Annotated in this window: 12 protein-coding genes and 1 pseudogene; 6 read left to right on the forward strand and 7 right to left on the reverse strand. The window is 38.3% G+C overall.

The features are described 5' to 3' along the window. Positions 1 to 39 precede the first annotated feature (39 nt). From HWQ39_RS09110 to HWQ39_RS09120, 3 genes are all read left to right on the forward strand, one after another. Positions 40 to 204 (forward strand): ATP-binding protein, encoded by a 165-nt coding sequence (locus HWQ39_RS09110; RefSeq protein ID WP_366932249.1) that lies wholly within the window; start codon positions 40 to 42, stop codon positions 202 to 204. Between the two features lie 53 nt (positions 205 to 257). Continuing rightward, a complete protein-coding gene (locus tag HWQ39_RS09115) occupies positions 258 to 611 on the forward strand; it encodes a response regulator (RefSeq protein WP_366932243.1) in 354 nt (117 codons plus the stop codon). Between the two features lie 198 nt (positions 612 to 809). Further along, on the forward strand, positions 810 to 1,988 hold the full coding sequence (locus tag HWQ39_RS09120; protein WP_292843575.1) for a HAMP domain-containing sensor histidine kinase: 1,179 nt from the start codon (positions 810 to 812) through the stop codon (positions 1,986 to 1,988). A gap of 64 nt (positions 1,989 to 2,052) precedes the next feature. Here HWQ39_RS09120 and HWQ39_RS09125 read toward each other — a convergent pair whose 3' ends face one another. Next, on the reverse strand, positions 2,053 to 2,772 hold the full coding sequence (locus HWQ39_RS09125) for a DUF4079 domain-containing protein (RefSeq protein ID WP_292843576.1): 720 nt from the start codon (positions 2,770 to 2,772) through the stop codon (positions 2,053 to 2,055). A 302-nt stretch (positions 2,773 to 3,074) separates the two neighbouring features. On the opposite strand from HWQ39_RS09125, the gene HWQ39_RS09130 reads away from it, so the two are divergent. Next, complete coding sequence (locus HWQ39_RS09130) at positions 3,075 to 5,315, forward strand: glycosyltransferase (RefSeq protein WP_292843577.1); 2,241 nt, start codon at positions 3,075 to 3,077, stop codon at positions 5,313 to 5,315. A gap of 52 nt (positions 5,316 to 5,367) precedes the next feature. On the opposite strand, the gene HWQ39_RS09135 is transcribed toward HWQ39_RS09130, so the two are convergent. After that, positions 5,368 to 6,966, reverse strand: coding sequence for a glycosyltransferase family 39 protein (locus HWQ39_RS09135; protein ID WP_292843578.1), 1,599 nt, complete (start codon positions 6,964 to 6,966; stop codon positions 5,368 to 5,370). A gap of 59 nt (positions 6,967 to 7,025) precedes the next feature. Continuing rightward, complete coding sequence (locus HWQ39_RS09140) at positions 7,026 to 8,687, reverse strand: glycosyltransferase family 39 protein (RefSeq protein WP_292843579.1); 1,662 nt, start codon at positions 8,685 to 8,687, stop codon at positions 7,026 to 7,028. Between the two features lie 443 nt (positions 8,688 to 9,130). Here HWQ39_RS09140 and HWQ39_RS09145 point away from each other — a divergent pair, with 443 nt between their 5' ends. Beyond that, positions 9,131 to 9,892: a peptidylprolyl isomerase gene (locus tag HWQ39_RS09145; RefSeq protein ID WP_292843750.1), complete on the forward strand. Its 762-nt coding sequence runs from the start codon at positions 9,131 to 9,133 to the stop codon at positions 9,890 to 9,892. A gap of 8 nt (positions 9,893 to 9,900) precedes the next feature. Then, positions 9,901 to 11,319: pseudogene (locus HWQ39_RS09150) on the forward strand (ABC transporter transmembrane domain-containing protein); the annotation flags it as partial. A 479-nt stretch (positions 11,320 to 11,798) separates the two neighbouring features. Here HWQ39_RS09150 and HWQ39_RS09155 read toward each other — a convergent pair. The 4 genes from HWQ39_RS09155 to HWQ39_RS09170 all read right to left on the reverse strand — a co-directional run bounded on the left by HWQ39_RS09155 (position 11,799) and on the right by HWQ39_RS09170 (position 14,880). Beyond that, positions 11,799 to 12,593: a GNAT family N-acyltransferase gene (locus tag HWQ39_RS09155; protein WP_292843580.1), complete on the reverse strand. Its 795-nt coding sequence runs from the start codon at positions 12,591 to 12,593 to the stop codon at positions 11,799 to 11,801. Between the two features lie 380 nt (positions 12,594 to 12,973). Beyond that, the gene (locus tag HWQ39_RS09160; RefSeq protein WP_292843581.1) at positions 12,974 to 13,894 is read right to left on the reverse strand and encodes an NAD(+) kinase; all 921 of its coding nucleotides are present in this window, start codon (positions 13,892 to 13,894) and stop codon (positions 12,974 to 12,976) included. A gap of 6 nt (positions 13,895 to 13,900) precedes the next feature. Beyond that, a complete protein-coding gene (nuoK, locus tag HWQ39_RS09165; RefSeq protein ID WP_006199065.1) occupies positions 13,901 to 14,206 on the reverse strand; it encodes an NADH-quinone oxidoreductase subunit NuoK in 306 nt (101 codons plus the stop codon). 59 nt (positions 14,207 to 14,265) lie between these two features. Beyond that, the gene (locus tag HWQ39_RS09170) at positions 14,266 to 14,880 is read right to left on the reverse strand and encodes an NADH-quinone oxidoreductase subunit J (RefSeq protein WP_292843582.1); all 615 of its coding nucleotides are present in this window, start codon (positions 14,878 to 14,880) and stop codon (positions 14,266 to 14,268) included. Positions 14,881 to 14,975 lie beyond the last annotated feature (95 nt).

Genomic DNA, 14,975 nt, shown 5'->3' on the forward strand with positions numbered 1-14,975 from the left:
GCCATAGGTGTCAAGTTAAAGTCTTAGTATCTTGAGCGGATTTTTGAGGTTTTCCGCCGTCTTCATACTCGCCGAGAATTTCCTGGTACAGGCATTGGTCTAGCTATCTGCAAAAAAATCCTTGAGCGGTATGGTGGTCGCATCTGGGCTGAGTCGGAACCAGGCGTAGGAACAGTTTTCTATCTTACCCTCAACGCAAATTAAGGTATCTTTAGTATATATACTATATATCCGCCTAATAACTCTATAATAACTGCATGATTCCTCGTCAAGCATTGCGACCTATTGAAGTTTTGCTAGTTGAAAATTCTCCTAGTGATGCTAACCTAACCATCAAAGGCTTTTCAAATGCTCAAATCGCCAACAATTTGCACAGGCTTGAAGATGGTGAAAGTGCTATGAACTACTTACGGGAGCAAGAAGAGTTTACTAATGTTCCCCGTCCAAATTTAACCTTACTCGGTCTAAATCTTCCCGGAATGGATGGGCGTGAAGTGTTAACAGAAATTAAATCAGACCCAAATCTTAAGTCCATTCCTGTTGTCATAATTACTACCTCAAATGATGAGCAGGATATCCTACAATCCTATAACCTCAGTGCTAATTGCTAGGTCACAAAACCCATTGATATCTACCAGTTTATTCAAGTTGTGCAGCTGATAAAAGATTTCTGACTGATAGCAGCAAGATTACCACAAAAGTAATTGGGTTGGAAATTTTAACTGTTATTTATAAAACTAGACAATTAACCCCTGTCTAACAAATAGAAAATCAGGTGATTATCTAACAAATTGATATAACCCTGTACTATGGAAAAGCTCATAATTCACATTCTATTAGTAGAAGATAGTGCCAGTGATGCCCATCTGCTACACCAGATATTTTTACATGCAGATCAAGAACAATGGCAGATGTTACATGTTGAACGGCTATCTGAGGCAATAGATGCTAGCAGAGAAAACTCCGCATCCACCCTTGATAATTCTCAGATAGTGAGTCGAAGACAACGTAGATTCGACCTAGTTTTGTTAGACCTCAGCCTCCCAGACTCTATTGGATTGGATACGTTGAAAGAATTTCGGGCAGCAGTACCCGATATTCCAGTAGTGGTGTTAACAGGTCTTGATGATGAAGACTTAGCAATGCAAGCATTAGCAGAAGGCGCACAAGACTATCTAGTTAAAGATCAAATCACTATACAAAGGCTAGTGCGTGCTATTCGCTATGCCATTGAAAGGAGCGAAATTCTTAACCAACTACGGGAAAGTGAAGAACGCACCCGTCAAGCCCTAGCAAAGGAACAGGAACTCAACGAGTTAAAGTCAAACTTTGTTGCAATGGTTTCCCATGAGTTTCGCACCCCTATGACTACAATTCGGACGGCTGTAGATATCCTGGAATATAACAGTGATAAACTAACTAATGACCGGAGAACTAAATATTTTAATCGTATACAAAATGCTATAAACCAAATGCTTCATCTCTTAGATGAGATATTGTTTTTGAGTAAAACAGAAGCAGCAAAACTCGAATATAAACCTACACTTTTAAATTTAGAAAATTTTTGCAGCGAACTCACAGATATCCTTCAAATTAATGCAGGTAGTCAGCACACTATTATCTTTACTTGTGAAGGAGAATCTACCCAAGCCCAAATGGATGAAGACCTACTAAATTGTATCTTAACCAATTTGATTTCTAATGCCATCAAATATTCTCTTCAACATAGCACTATTTGGTTTGATTTAAATTGCAAAGATAGCCTTGCAATTTTCCAGATAAGAGACACGGGAATGGGCATTCCCCTCAAAGACCAAGCCCGTCTGTTTCAAACCTTCTATCGCGCCAGTAATGTAGGTGTAATTCAAGGAACAGGACTAGGCCTCACTATAGTTAAAAAATGTGTGGAACTACATGGTGGTCATATTCAATTAGAAAGTGAGCAGGGTATTGGCACAAGAGTAATTGTGACTTTACCACTGGAATGATTCGACATTGATCAGAAGTTTTTTAATTTTTAATTTTTAATTTATTTCTCCCCCATTCCGCACCCTATTTTCCTACTTGAGGATTTGACGTTGGACAAGTTTTATTAGCAAAATCGCACTGATAAATATAGGGTTCTTGCCAACTCAGAGGAATTTCTAATAAGTCTCGTGTGCCTGTCATTCCTTGTCCAATAAATAGTAACAAAGCAATACAGTTTAAAATCGTATGAATGATACGCCAGCGATTGGATTTATCTTGATAAATATCTTGAAAAATTGCTAATGAAAAAATCATCAGTAGTGCTGCGGTAATTCCAATATAATAATGTGACCAATACCACTCATTAGTACGGCGATAGACTCCATCCTGACAGCCTAAAATGACTAAACCTGCACCAGCTAAAGTTGCAAAAACTGCTCGCCATACGCGCTGTTTTGCCCGATAAAGAAATACTAAAGAGGCGATTGTGGCAGCAAATAGTAACAGTATAAAAACAACTTGAAAAGGTGTTTTATTCCACAATTGATTTGTGATAATATTTTTGCCAATAGGATAGCTTAATCCAATTAAAGTTAATCCAACAACTGCACTTGTTAGTTTTTCACCTAACTGCTTATGTTCTCCACCCACCACCGGAGGAATTTTGCTCTTACTCCCAGCTAACATTTGCAATCGGCGTTGCCGTGTTTGCCAAGCAAAATTCACTACTGTACCGATAAGTGGAAACACAAATATGATTGCGATCACTGGATGTACAAGACTAAGAAAATCTGTTATTTGCATACAACACCTTTAAATGAATCATTGAATTCATCTCAAAGGATAATCTAGGTCATCGTACCATCATTTAAATTAATTTGAGATGAGAATTTGTTTAATATTTATTTCTGTTATTTTTAGCTGATTTTAATCAAGCAAATATTTGAATATCTTATAAAAGATTATGACTCTAAAAAATATTACTGTGTATTAAAAAATACATTAATCAGCATTAAAAATGTTTTGTTACATTTTTTAAAAAAAATATGCTACAAAAATGGGTGAAATGCTTTTTCGCAGAATAGTTTTAGGTGGAAAAGGGCAAAATGTCAGGATCAAAGTTTAGCTATAAACTATCTCAAAATACTGTTTTTAAGAGAGTTATTCAATTCCACACAGCAACGCTAATTTTATTAGGCATTGTTTTATTTTCTGGCATCATTATAGCAGGATGGTTCGCTGGTGAAAATAGAATTAGTGGAATTTTTGCTCAAATCAATTACTGGCAAATGCACCCACCAATGTGGTTAGAAGTTCCAAGAATGGAGGGGAAATATTTACTACTACCCACTGTTGGATGCTTGTTAACTGTGTTTATCGTGATGAAAATATCTCCAATACCACGGATTTGGTCGCAACGGTTAATAGTGGTAATTTTAATCATTTTAACTTTGCGGTATGTTCTGTGGCGATCGCTCTCTAGCTTAAATTTAGTAGATCCGTTGAATGGGGTATTTAGTCTAGGGTTATTTTTTGCAGAGATGTTAGTGATAGTCAATAGCACTATACAGCTATTTTTTATGTTGAATATCAAAGAACGCCACCGAGAAGCAGACATGAAATCATTAGCTGTACTCAGTGGTAGCTTTGTACCAACTGTTGATATTTTTATACCAACTTATAACGAGCCAGTTCTTATATTACGGCGGACAATTATTGGTTGTCAAGCCCTAATTTATGCAAGTAAAAAAATCTATCTTTTGGATGATACTAATCGTTTAGAAATGAGGGATTTGGCAGAAGAATTAGGTTGTTATTATATAACGCGACCTGATAATAGTTATGCGAAAGCAGGTAATTTGAATCATGCGATCGCTAAAACTAATGGAGAATTAATAGTAGTTTTTGATGCTGATTTTATCCCTACTAATAACTTTCTCACTCGCACTGTTGGATTTTTTCAAGATGCAAAAGTTGCCCTTGTACAAACACCTCAAAGCTTTTATAATGCTGATACCATAGCCCGTAATCTAGGTTTAGAAAATGTTCTCACCCATGAAGCAGAACTATTTCATCGGCAAATTCAGACAAGTCGTGATTCTTCAGGTAGTGCCATCTGTGCTGGTACATCCTTTGTTGTTCGCAGAAGTGCTTTAGAGAAAGTTGGGGGTTTTGTAATTGAATCTTTAAGTGAAGATTATTTCACAGGAATTCGCTTATCTGCTCAAGGCTATCGTTTAGTTTATTTAAACGAAAAGTTAAGCGCTGGTTTAGCAGCAGAAAATATCGTCGGCTATGCAATTCAACGATTAAGGTGGGGACAAGGTACACTCCAGGCGCTATTTATTAAATCTAATCCTTTAAAAATTCCTGGGCTAACTCTTATGCAGAGATTAGCTTGTTTAGCAGCATTGCTATATTGGTTTGGCAATATATCGCGCATTTATTTTCTGCTTATCCCATTAGCATATTCATTTTTTCATGTGATTCCCATCCACTCAACAGCAGCAGAATTATTATTTTTTTTCTTGCCTTACTATTTAGTAAATTTAGCAACATTTTCTTGGTTGACTTATCGTTCCTGTTCAGCCTTACTCTCAGATATTTATTCACTAATAATCTGTTTTCCTTTGGCAATAAATACCCTACAAGTGATGATTTATCCTTTTGCCAAAGGATTTCAAGTTACACCAAAAGGTATAGTAAAGAATCGTTATACTTTTAATTGGAATTTAGCCATACCTCTCATAATTTTGTTTATTGCTACTGGTATTAGTTTGTGGCTAAATCTAAATATTGCACCAGAAACTACGCAAAAAATGACAGGTATTAATTTAGGTTGGCTGTGGAATATTTATAATTTGATTATGATTGGTATCACCATTTTAATTTTAGTAGATGCACCAAAAGCAGATATGTATGAATGGTTTAATTTGCGGCGAATAGTGCAGTTAAGAGTTGGCGATCAGAATTTGTGGGGTGTGACTACAATGATTTCAGAAGCAGGTGTTGAAATCGCTCTGACTCAGAAATTACCCATCTATTTATTTGCCCATCAGCTAATAAATATAGGAATTATAGAAGAAAATTTGTGGCTAACTGGTGAGCTTGTGAGTACTGGGTTTAAAGATGAATCTTTCACAGTGCGTCTTAGGTTTAAATCAGTAAGTTTAAATCAACATCGCCGCCTTGTAGAAATGCTCTTTTGTCGTCCTGGACAGTGGAAGCGCCAGAATGCACCAGGAGAATTACATTCGTTATTATTAATATTTAAAATTTTCCTGAAACCACGAATTCTATTTGATAAAAAAGTAGATGTAAGAGCGATGATAGTTTCTCAAATCTGAAATTTTAGTTTTCTCAAGTACTGAATAATTTTCCCAAACTTAGTATATCATGCTAGTGCAATGAGTGAGGGTTTTCTACTTTCCAGAGCAAGTAATGATTGTCACTATATAAAACATTTGTTTTATACTGGTAATTGCTTTCTATTTGCTTACGCCAGCTATCTGAAGGATTTAGTAAAAAAATATCAGTGAACTCATCAGGAATATTGGGGATAGTTTGGTCTTGTACTAATTGAAACTGTACCTTTGGTTGTAAAAGATAGCTGAGGGAAAAGATGTTTCCATAATTAATACCAGAATCATTACTAATCAAAAGTGGATGAGCAGCCTGATTAATAATTTTTGCAGCTTGTGGATTACCATAGCTAATCACCTTACTCCACCAAGTTTCAGCTTGGGAACTCACTCCATAAGAAACTAAGCCACAAATAATCACTAATCCTGTAATTGTCTGCCAAATGTTTCGGCGTACAAGACTCTCATTATATAGCTGCGTAGTCAGGAGATAAGCAACAGCTAATTGAATGCCTAAATAAGAAGGCAATAAATAACGCTCGGAAAGCGAGCGTATACCCCCCAAGATTAAATCTGGTAGCACTAAAGGTAGTGCAGGAATTATAATCAAGGTGACGACAAATAACCAGATTTTATAGTTAGTTGTTTGACAAATAAAATAAATAGAATATCCAATAAGTATTAAAAAAAATGGTGTAATTATATAGCTAATGGGATTTTCAAAAGCAAAGTTTAAATCAAGAAAAATCCGGTTCAACTGTAAAAGCCAAGATTTAATTAAAATCTCTAAGGGAAACTGCATTTTTGTCCAGGCTGTTGAACTGTCAAATTGCCAAAAGTTATCTATTACAACTAATATCCAAGGTGTGAAGGCGAAAAACCCTGTTAAAGATGCTAATATATATGCTTTAACTGTCCGATTTAACCTAAATCTGGCAGTCGCAATTACATAAATTGCATGAGCGAATGCTACCAATCCACTCAATAAAAATGTGTAGAGGCTGAGTGCTAAAGTGACTGCATAGATTCCCCAATTTAACATGCGTGGTGCTTTATCTTTTGATTCCAGCCGTAATGCTCGTAGCAATGAGGCACTAGATAGTAATATAGTTACTATCCAGAGAATGTATTCTCGTGCTTCTTGGGCGTATACTAGGTGAATAGGGGAGATTGCCATAAGTGCGATCGCAACCTCCGATACCCACACCGATGCTTTAAATAATTCTCGACATAGCCAATAAATACTCGGAAAAATCAACAAGCTAATAAAAGCAGATAAACTTCTGATTGCCGTCACCGAATTACCAAAGATTCCCACCCAAAACCGAGCGATTATATAATACAGGGGTGGATGCTGTGGATCTTCTGTTTTCAAAGACATAATTGTGTCAATTAAGCCCTTTTCCATATTAGGACTTTGGAATTTGGCAAAACTTTCTTTAGTAATTATGCGACCATTAAATATTTGCTGCTTTACTTCATCTGCCGTATAACCAGAAATCCGTAATGAAGTAAAAGTCTCATCATGCCAATAAACTTTGCCGTCAATGTTAAAAAAGCGAAAAAATATACCAACCATTAACAAAACGACAATGAGAAACCGCAACCTATTTGGAGTAAGTTTGAGACGCCGCATAACTAAATTTCACAATAACTTGTAGACAATTATGATGTACTCGAAACATCTGATGAAAATTAAATATTATTAGGCGACATATTACGTCGGCGCAAATTACGATTTTTAGTAAGTTTCCAGATCGAATAATAGTCATCACTATAAACGATATCTGTCTTTAGCTTATATTTGTTTTCAATTGTTTCGCGCCAAGTGTCTGAAGGATTAAGTAAAAACACATCAGTAAACCCATTAGGGATTTTAGGCGTTTTTTGATTATTCACCAACAGAAATCGCACTTTTGGTTCCAAAAGATAGCTGAGAGAAAAAACATCCCCATAATTATTGCTTAAAGAATCACTAATCAAAAGTGGACGATTCGCCTGATTAATGATTTGGGCAACTTGTGGATTGCCATAGTTCATACCTTTATTCCACCAAGTTTCTGCCTGGGAACTCACCTTAAAAGAAATTAGACCACAAATAATTACTAATACCATGATTGTGTGCCAAATGCTCCGGCGTGACACGCTCGCATTACATATTTGTGTAGCTAGCAGATAAGCAACAGCTAATTGGATTCCTAAATAAGCTGGTATTAAATATGGTTCGATAGATGATCGTATAACCCCAGCAATTAAATCTGGCATTATTAGGGGTAGTACTGGTACTATAATTAATGTGATGATAAAAGACCAGACTTTATAGTTAGTTGTTTGACAAAGAAAATAAATTGCATATCCTACCAAAGTTAAAAATATTGGTGTAATTAAATAGTTTAGAGAATTTTCTGAAGTAAGGTTGATATCAAAAAAAATCCGGCTTAACTGCATTATTAAAAATGGAAACACAGTCATTAAAGATGACTGTGAGGTTGTTTTATCTGCTGAAATCAAAAATTGAAAAAAGTTACCGATTACAACTGTTATCCAAGGCATGAAGGCTAAAAAACCTACCATTGATGCTATCAGATAAGCTCTGGCAGTTTCAGTAAACTGAAATTTGACGACGATCATCACATAAATGCCGTGAGCAAGTGCTACAAATACACTCCAAAGAAATGTATAAAGACTAATGGCTAAAGTTACTGCATAAATGCTCCAGATAGCAAATAAATCTGGTCTTTGTCGTTCTTTTGCTAGCTCATCTTCTACCCGCATAGCTCGCAACAGAGACGCACTGGATAGTAAGATCGTGACTAACCAAAGAATATATTCTTGTGCCTCTTGGGCGTATACTAAATGAATGGGAGAGATAGCCATGAGTGCGATGGCTACGCCCGCCGCAGGCATCGCAACACCAGAAACCGATAATGGCACATTAAATAATTCTCGGCATAGCCAATAAATACAAGGGAAAACCAGCAAACTAATACAGGCAGATAAACTTCTTATCGCCGTTACCGAATTACCAAAGACCTCCATCCACAATCTGGCTATGATGTAATATAACGGTGGATGCTGTGGATCTTGTTTTGCCAAAGACATAATTGTGTCATTTAAGTTTTTTTCTGGATTTGCACCTTGAAACTGAGTAAAACTTTCTCCACCAATGACACGATTATTAAAAAGTTGCTGTTTTACTTCGGTTTTTGTGTAACCAGAAATCCGCAATGAGGCATAAGTTTCATCATGCCAGTAAACTTTGCCATCAAGGTTAAAGAAGCGAAACAAAATACCCATCGCCAATAAGAAAATAATTAAAAATCGCAACCAACTCGGAGCAAATTTGAGATGGCGCATAAGTAGGTTTCCTAAGAATTTGTCTAAAATAATTCAGTCACGAGCAGATAAACACCGCCAAGTCAAGGCTTTTATGGTGATGGGTTAGACCCTGCGGTTAATTATGCTACAGCATCATGAATTCCCAGGCGGTTGTTATGACAGGTGTAAGACATCAGCTAACCGTACATTGAGGGTCATCTGATTTTGGAGATTGGCGATGAACACCTCTCCTCTATTAACTCTGAAAAGAATTGGGTAAGGTTGTATCAAATCCGGCAAAACTGGTTCAAACTGCAAGTTTTGTCAGCAGCCACAGACAATCTCTTTTAGTCAAGTCCGAAATTATGCGACTATATCTTGTAGGTACTTATATTACGCACTCACGAACAAGAGCAATATTGGCAAACAGACGACCTGCGGAAATCTGGTTAGATTTATAAGCTATAAAAATACCTTCAATGATCGAGTCTACTATATTTTTAACAGCCGATGACCAGCCTATTTCTCTAGGTCAAGCATTAAGATACCTGGAGTCTTCCGATAGACTTAACTCTGTCATCTGGGAAATTCTTAGCCAGTATATCATCGAGCAAGAACTACAAGCCATAGAAGAACTTGATATTGGTGGTGATTTAATCGATCAACTAGTAATGGATTTTCGATTAGAGCATCAGCTGACTGACTACAGAAGTTTCCAAGAATGGCTTGCAAATAAGGGTATAGATTATGCTACCTTTCGCAGACAAATCGGTTCTAACCTCAAGTTGGAAAAATTGAAAGCTCAAATTACTGAACCAAACCTTCAGGAATATTTTATTGAACGTAAGATATTTTTAGATAGAGTAGTTTTGTCGCGCTTAGTTGTAGAAGATCAAGCACTGGCTGAAGAATTGAAAAGTCAAATTGTCGAAGATGGGGCTAGATTTGAGCAGCTAGTCCAGGAATATTCTGTTGAAGATGACCGAATTTTTAATGGAATGATGGGAGCAATCAGTCGGGCTACAATGCCAGATGTACTCAGAGCAAGTCTTGATTTAGCCAATACTGGTGAGTTGATTGGGCCACTAGAAATTAATGGACTTTGGTATTTAGTCCGTGTGGAAAAACTTTTAGAAGCTTCGTTAGAAGAACAACTGAAGCAAGAACTAGAAGATGAGCTTTTCAATCAATGGCTAGAAGAGAAAATTCAAAAGATTAATGTCAAGCTTCAGGTAAAGTTCTAAGGTTAATTATGAACTTACAAATCTACTTAAAATGGGAAAGTTTGCCACTGTGCTTACTAACTACAGAGCAGCAAATTCAATTTAAAACCCAAAGCGAAATTCGTCGATATAAGACAGGAGAAATAATTTGGTCTACGGGTATTCCGGGAAAGCAATTCTTAATTGTTTCGGGTAAAGTGCGTCTCAAAGAAAATGGAAAACCTAATTCATTAGGAACTTTAGAAGCAGGAGATTGGTTTGGGGATTTACTAGAGCTTTCTGGAGATTTGAAAGCTGTAGCATCTAAAAATGTGGAGGTAATGCGCTGGGATGCAGAACTGTGGCAAAAAGTTTATTCTCTAGAATTAAATCACTTTTGGCAGCAAGAGCGATCGCGCTATCAGTCAATAGACATTAATTTACCTCAACCAGTATCAGGTTATCCATTTGTTTTGAGTCCTAATACTGCGGCTGCTTGCTTAACAATGGCGGCGCAATATCTCCAAAATCCGATCCCATTTGATTCGGTACAGCGTCAATTGCGGGGAGAACGCCCTCACGATGTCATGGAAGCCGGGGAAAAACTCGGACTGCAAGTGCGACAGCTACAAGTTACCTCGAATGATTTGCGCTCATTAACTTTCCCGGCTTTGTTGCTTTGGCGAAGGGAAGAGTGGATTGTTATCTATGGCGTTAGGGGCAATCGCTTAATTATCGCATTTCCTACCAACCTCAGTCAAACTTGCCAAAGCATTCCCCAAAAAATGCTTGAAGAAAATTGGGATGGACAACTTTGGCAAGTTGAATTAATTCAAGAGCAGGATAATCAGCAGAAGTTTAACCTGAGTTGGTTTGTTCCTGCGGTTTGGAAACATTGGAAGTTATTAGGAGAAGTACTATTACTTTCTTTGGCGCTGCAATTGTTGGGGTTAGCAACGCCAATTATCACTCAGTACATCATTGACAAAGTAATGGTGTTTGGTAGCCGTAATGCTTTGGATGTGATGGCGATCGCTCTTTTGGGTGTGGCGATTTTTGAAGCAATTTTGGGCATCTTGCGGCTATTCATTTTTACCCACACTGCCAATCGCCTTGATTTAAGTTTATCGTCTCAGCTATTTCGCCAACTGATGCGTCTACCCTTAACTTATTTTGAGTCGCGTCGGGTAGGCGATACTGTTGCAAGAGCGCAGGAACTCGAAAATATTCGCTCTTTTCTCACAGGTACAGCCTTAACTGTCATCCTTGACAGCATCTTTTCTGTAGTCTATCTCGTACTCATGTTTGCTTACAGTGTCACCCTCACTTGGGTGGCTTTGGCTGTAATTCCCCTGTTCGTCGTTTTAAATTTAGTCGCTACACCGATACTACGCCATTGCCTAAATGAAACTTTTAATCGCGGTGCCGATAACCAATCTTTTTTAGTAGAAACTGTTACCCTTTTATACCTGTTGACCTTCTTTTACCCTGGTTTCATTGATATCTTTAATTTTGCCAGCACTAAGCGATCGCACTGGCTGCACTTCATCACCTGGAATCAACTTACCATGAGCCTCAGCTACATCATCTACTTTACTCAACCCTGCCCAGGCGATCGCACCAAATACTGCCACACTTAAGATTATCCCTACTAATCTTGTATAAAGCGGTGGTAGTTCTTGCACTGCCTTACCCAATTCATAATCTAAGTAAGTATCTGGGTTAGCAAATTGCTCTCTAGTCTGCCTAGATTGAGTTGGAGATGAACTTAAAGGCAGTTTCATATCTTTATGTTTAGATTATTACTTTACATACTTTTACTTTATAGTAAAAGTATATTTCTACTTACAATTTTAGAATAAAAACCTATACTAAGTAACGTTTTTTGCCTGTGAGACGAACACCTGTCTAGCATCATCCAGACAATCGTTCGGACAAAAGTGAATTTTTACAAAATTTGGTAACGCCATCTAGCAAAGTCTTTACTATTAGATATAGTTAAAAAATCAATAGTCTTAAACTGCGAATCAATAGCTGGAACACTGCATATTTTAGCCCCAATATTCAAATATGCCTGCAAAATTTTAGGAATTTCAAAATTAGATGAATCTGGACAATCTTGAGGCAGTTGTAGAGAAGATTTTGAATTTGGATAGACCAAAATACTCGGATGCATCAAGCCATTCTGCCGAAAATAATCATAAGCGCAAGTAGCTTGCCAAGAACATTGTGTTAGTAACGATGCACATCCAAATAAATATTGGTTTTTACTCCAGATCAGATAATTTGCTAGACCTTCCCAAAGTAATAAAAGTGCCTGACTATTGCGATATTCTCTAGCTATACATGCACGTCCAACTTCTACAGATACTCGCAGCACAGAATCAGGAATTCCATTAAGATTAAATATATCAGCAGCATCAAAGCCTAGTCTTTGAGAAGCCATTGTATAGGTTTGCATCCGATAAGTTCCAATTGTTTTACCCGTTTGTTTAGAGAACAAGATTAAATGATGGCAAACCGCATCAAACTTATCTATATCCATCTGGGTAAAGTTAGAAGTAGAGAATCCTAAGCCTAGTTCAAGATTAAAAACTTCAAAGCGCAACCGAAAAATTGATTCTAATTCTTCTTCAGTTGACGCCAGCCGTAGGGTATATTTTTCAGTTTGAAGGACGGGAAAATCTTCAAGAGGCGGAAGAGGATTCAGTGGGTAATTGATGTGGCGTCCAGAAACTTCCATCTATCTTCCTACTTAGATTTGCGAAAATATCCTACTAGGATTTAGGTACTATAAAAATAGCTCACATTATGCATTAATGTGTCGAAGGATAATTGAGACGGTTTTCGATAAAAGATCCTTGAGAAAGCTTTTTTACTTTCTGGGATTAGAGGTAGAGTGCTTTTATTATGGGCATTAATTCCTAAAAAATCTGGCAATAAGATACAAAATTTTTCTTTGATATAGGCTATAAATGCAAGTCAGTTAAAAGAATTAAAATCAGGCAGAAAGCCCCCGGATGAATCCAGGGGCTTGGATGGTTTTGGTTGCGTTGGCGTAGCCCGTCGTAGACATTGCCAACCCGATCGCCATCTGCGGTAAATGCACTCTAAAATACTTAATTAATTACGATGATTATTGCTGTAGTGAACCCTTGTACCTGCCCACAGCAACTTCTCCCGTAACGTCTGATAGTAGGAATTGTTCTCGCGTAAAATAATAAATTTAGCCCGACACTCTGCCATCCGCACATCAACGCGGTGTCCTGGCCAAATTGAAGTCCCTAAAACCCCATCTGTCCACAGCTTGGTACTCAAATCGTAATCCCCCAAAGGCCAAATACTCACCACAGAACCAGGGGGTAAAACGAGAGGGCGACTAGAAAGGCTCATTGCACAAATAGGAGTGACGGTAATCGCCTCCATACCATCGTGCATAATTGGCCCATTAGCAGAAACAGTGTAACCAGTAGAACCTGTGGGAGTGGAAATAATCAACCCATCCCCGACGTATTGATCGACTACCTCACCGTCAATTTCCATTTCCAGAATTGAGGTAATCATTCGGTCAGCTGAGGCTGGTTTGACACAAAATTCATTCAAAGAGAGGTAACGCTCACTCACAGGTTCCAAATTAGACCCATGACCCTCATACACCGCAGCTTGTAACATCATCCGTCGTTGGATAGCATAGCGATCCTCAAACAGCCGATCCCAAACTTTCTCCGTATCCTGAAACTCTTCCACCGACTCAGTTAAAAACCCCAGATGACCTCCCACATTCACTCCCAGAATTGGGATGCCAGCTGGGGCTAAATGTCTGGCACTGGTTAAAACAGTACCATCGCCACCGAGTACCAAAGCGAGATCGATTGGTTGACTCGCCGAAGCCAAAAAGACTGGATAGGGATTGTCTTTCGGCCCGCTAGGCCCCATCAACACTTGGCAATCGCGACTTTCTAGTTGTTTCGCACAGATTTCTGCCCATTGTTTACTTTGGGCATCCCGCGCTTTATAAGCAATGATTACCTGCTTTAGTTGCACGCGCAATTACCATTTCAGGAGATTAAACTGCTCCATATCGACGGTATCGCGGTTGCGATAAATGGCCAGCACGATCGCTAAACCCACCGCCGCCTCGGCCGCGGCCACGGTAATCACAAATACTGTGAAAACCTGACCCTTAATTAATGTTGAGTCGAGGAAGTTGGAAAATGCCATTAAATTCAGATTAACAGCATTGAGCAGTAACTCAATTGACATCAGCACCCGCACAGCGTTGCGGCTGGTAATTAAACCGTAGATGCCGATGCAGAATAAAGCTGCTGCTAGTAATAAAAAGTACTGGAGTTGCATGAATCTGGGTATCCCTCCTGAAAAAGCTGCCTGTTTTTCTGCGATTTCGGTCGCAAATATTACTCTTTGGTTTCACTAGTTGTTGATACTAGTTCTCTGGGGCGTTCTTGCAAAGTCAAAACAGTTTGCCCCAGTTTGGATGGTGTCAACAGGTCTGGCAAATACTCGCGGCGTGCCAAAATAATTGCTCCTACCATTGCTATCAGCAGCAAAATGGAAGCTAGTTCAAAAGGCAGTAAAAAGTCAGTGAAGAAATGTTCTCCAATTAAAACTATAGAACTTTCGCCACCCGCCACAGGAGTAGTTGAGTAAGCCCAAGGAGTAGCCAGCACCATCGTACTTAAAAGACCAAACAATCCTACACTGACTACACCCGTCAGTACTTTTCGCACCCAAGAGTTGGGAAATGCGACAAAATTTTCTCGCTTGTTCACCAACATAATGGCAAACAAAATCAGCACGTTAACCGCCCCAACGTAAATTAGTATTTGTGCAGCCGCAACAAAATCAGCATTTAGCAACAGGTAGATTCCCGCTATGCTGATGAACACACCCCCCAGCAAAAAGGCAGAATAGACAATGCTGGAGAACAGCACCACACCAATGGCTGCCCCAATCATCATCACGCCCAGTATGCCAAGTGATACTAACTGTACTCCTTCTGCTAGATTCACTGTTTTTTGTCCTTAGTCAATTGTCATTGGTCGTTGGTCATTGGTCATTGGTCATTGGTCATTAGTCAAATAACAAAGGACAAATGACAAATGAC

The sequence above is a fragment of the Nostoc sp. NMS8 genome (assembly GCF_017115045.1).
Taxonomy (GTDB): domain Bacteria; phylum Cyanobacteriota; class Cyanobacteriia; order Cyanobacteriales; family Nostocaceae; genus Nostoc.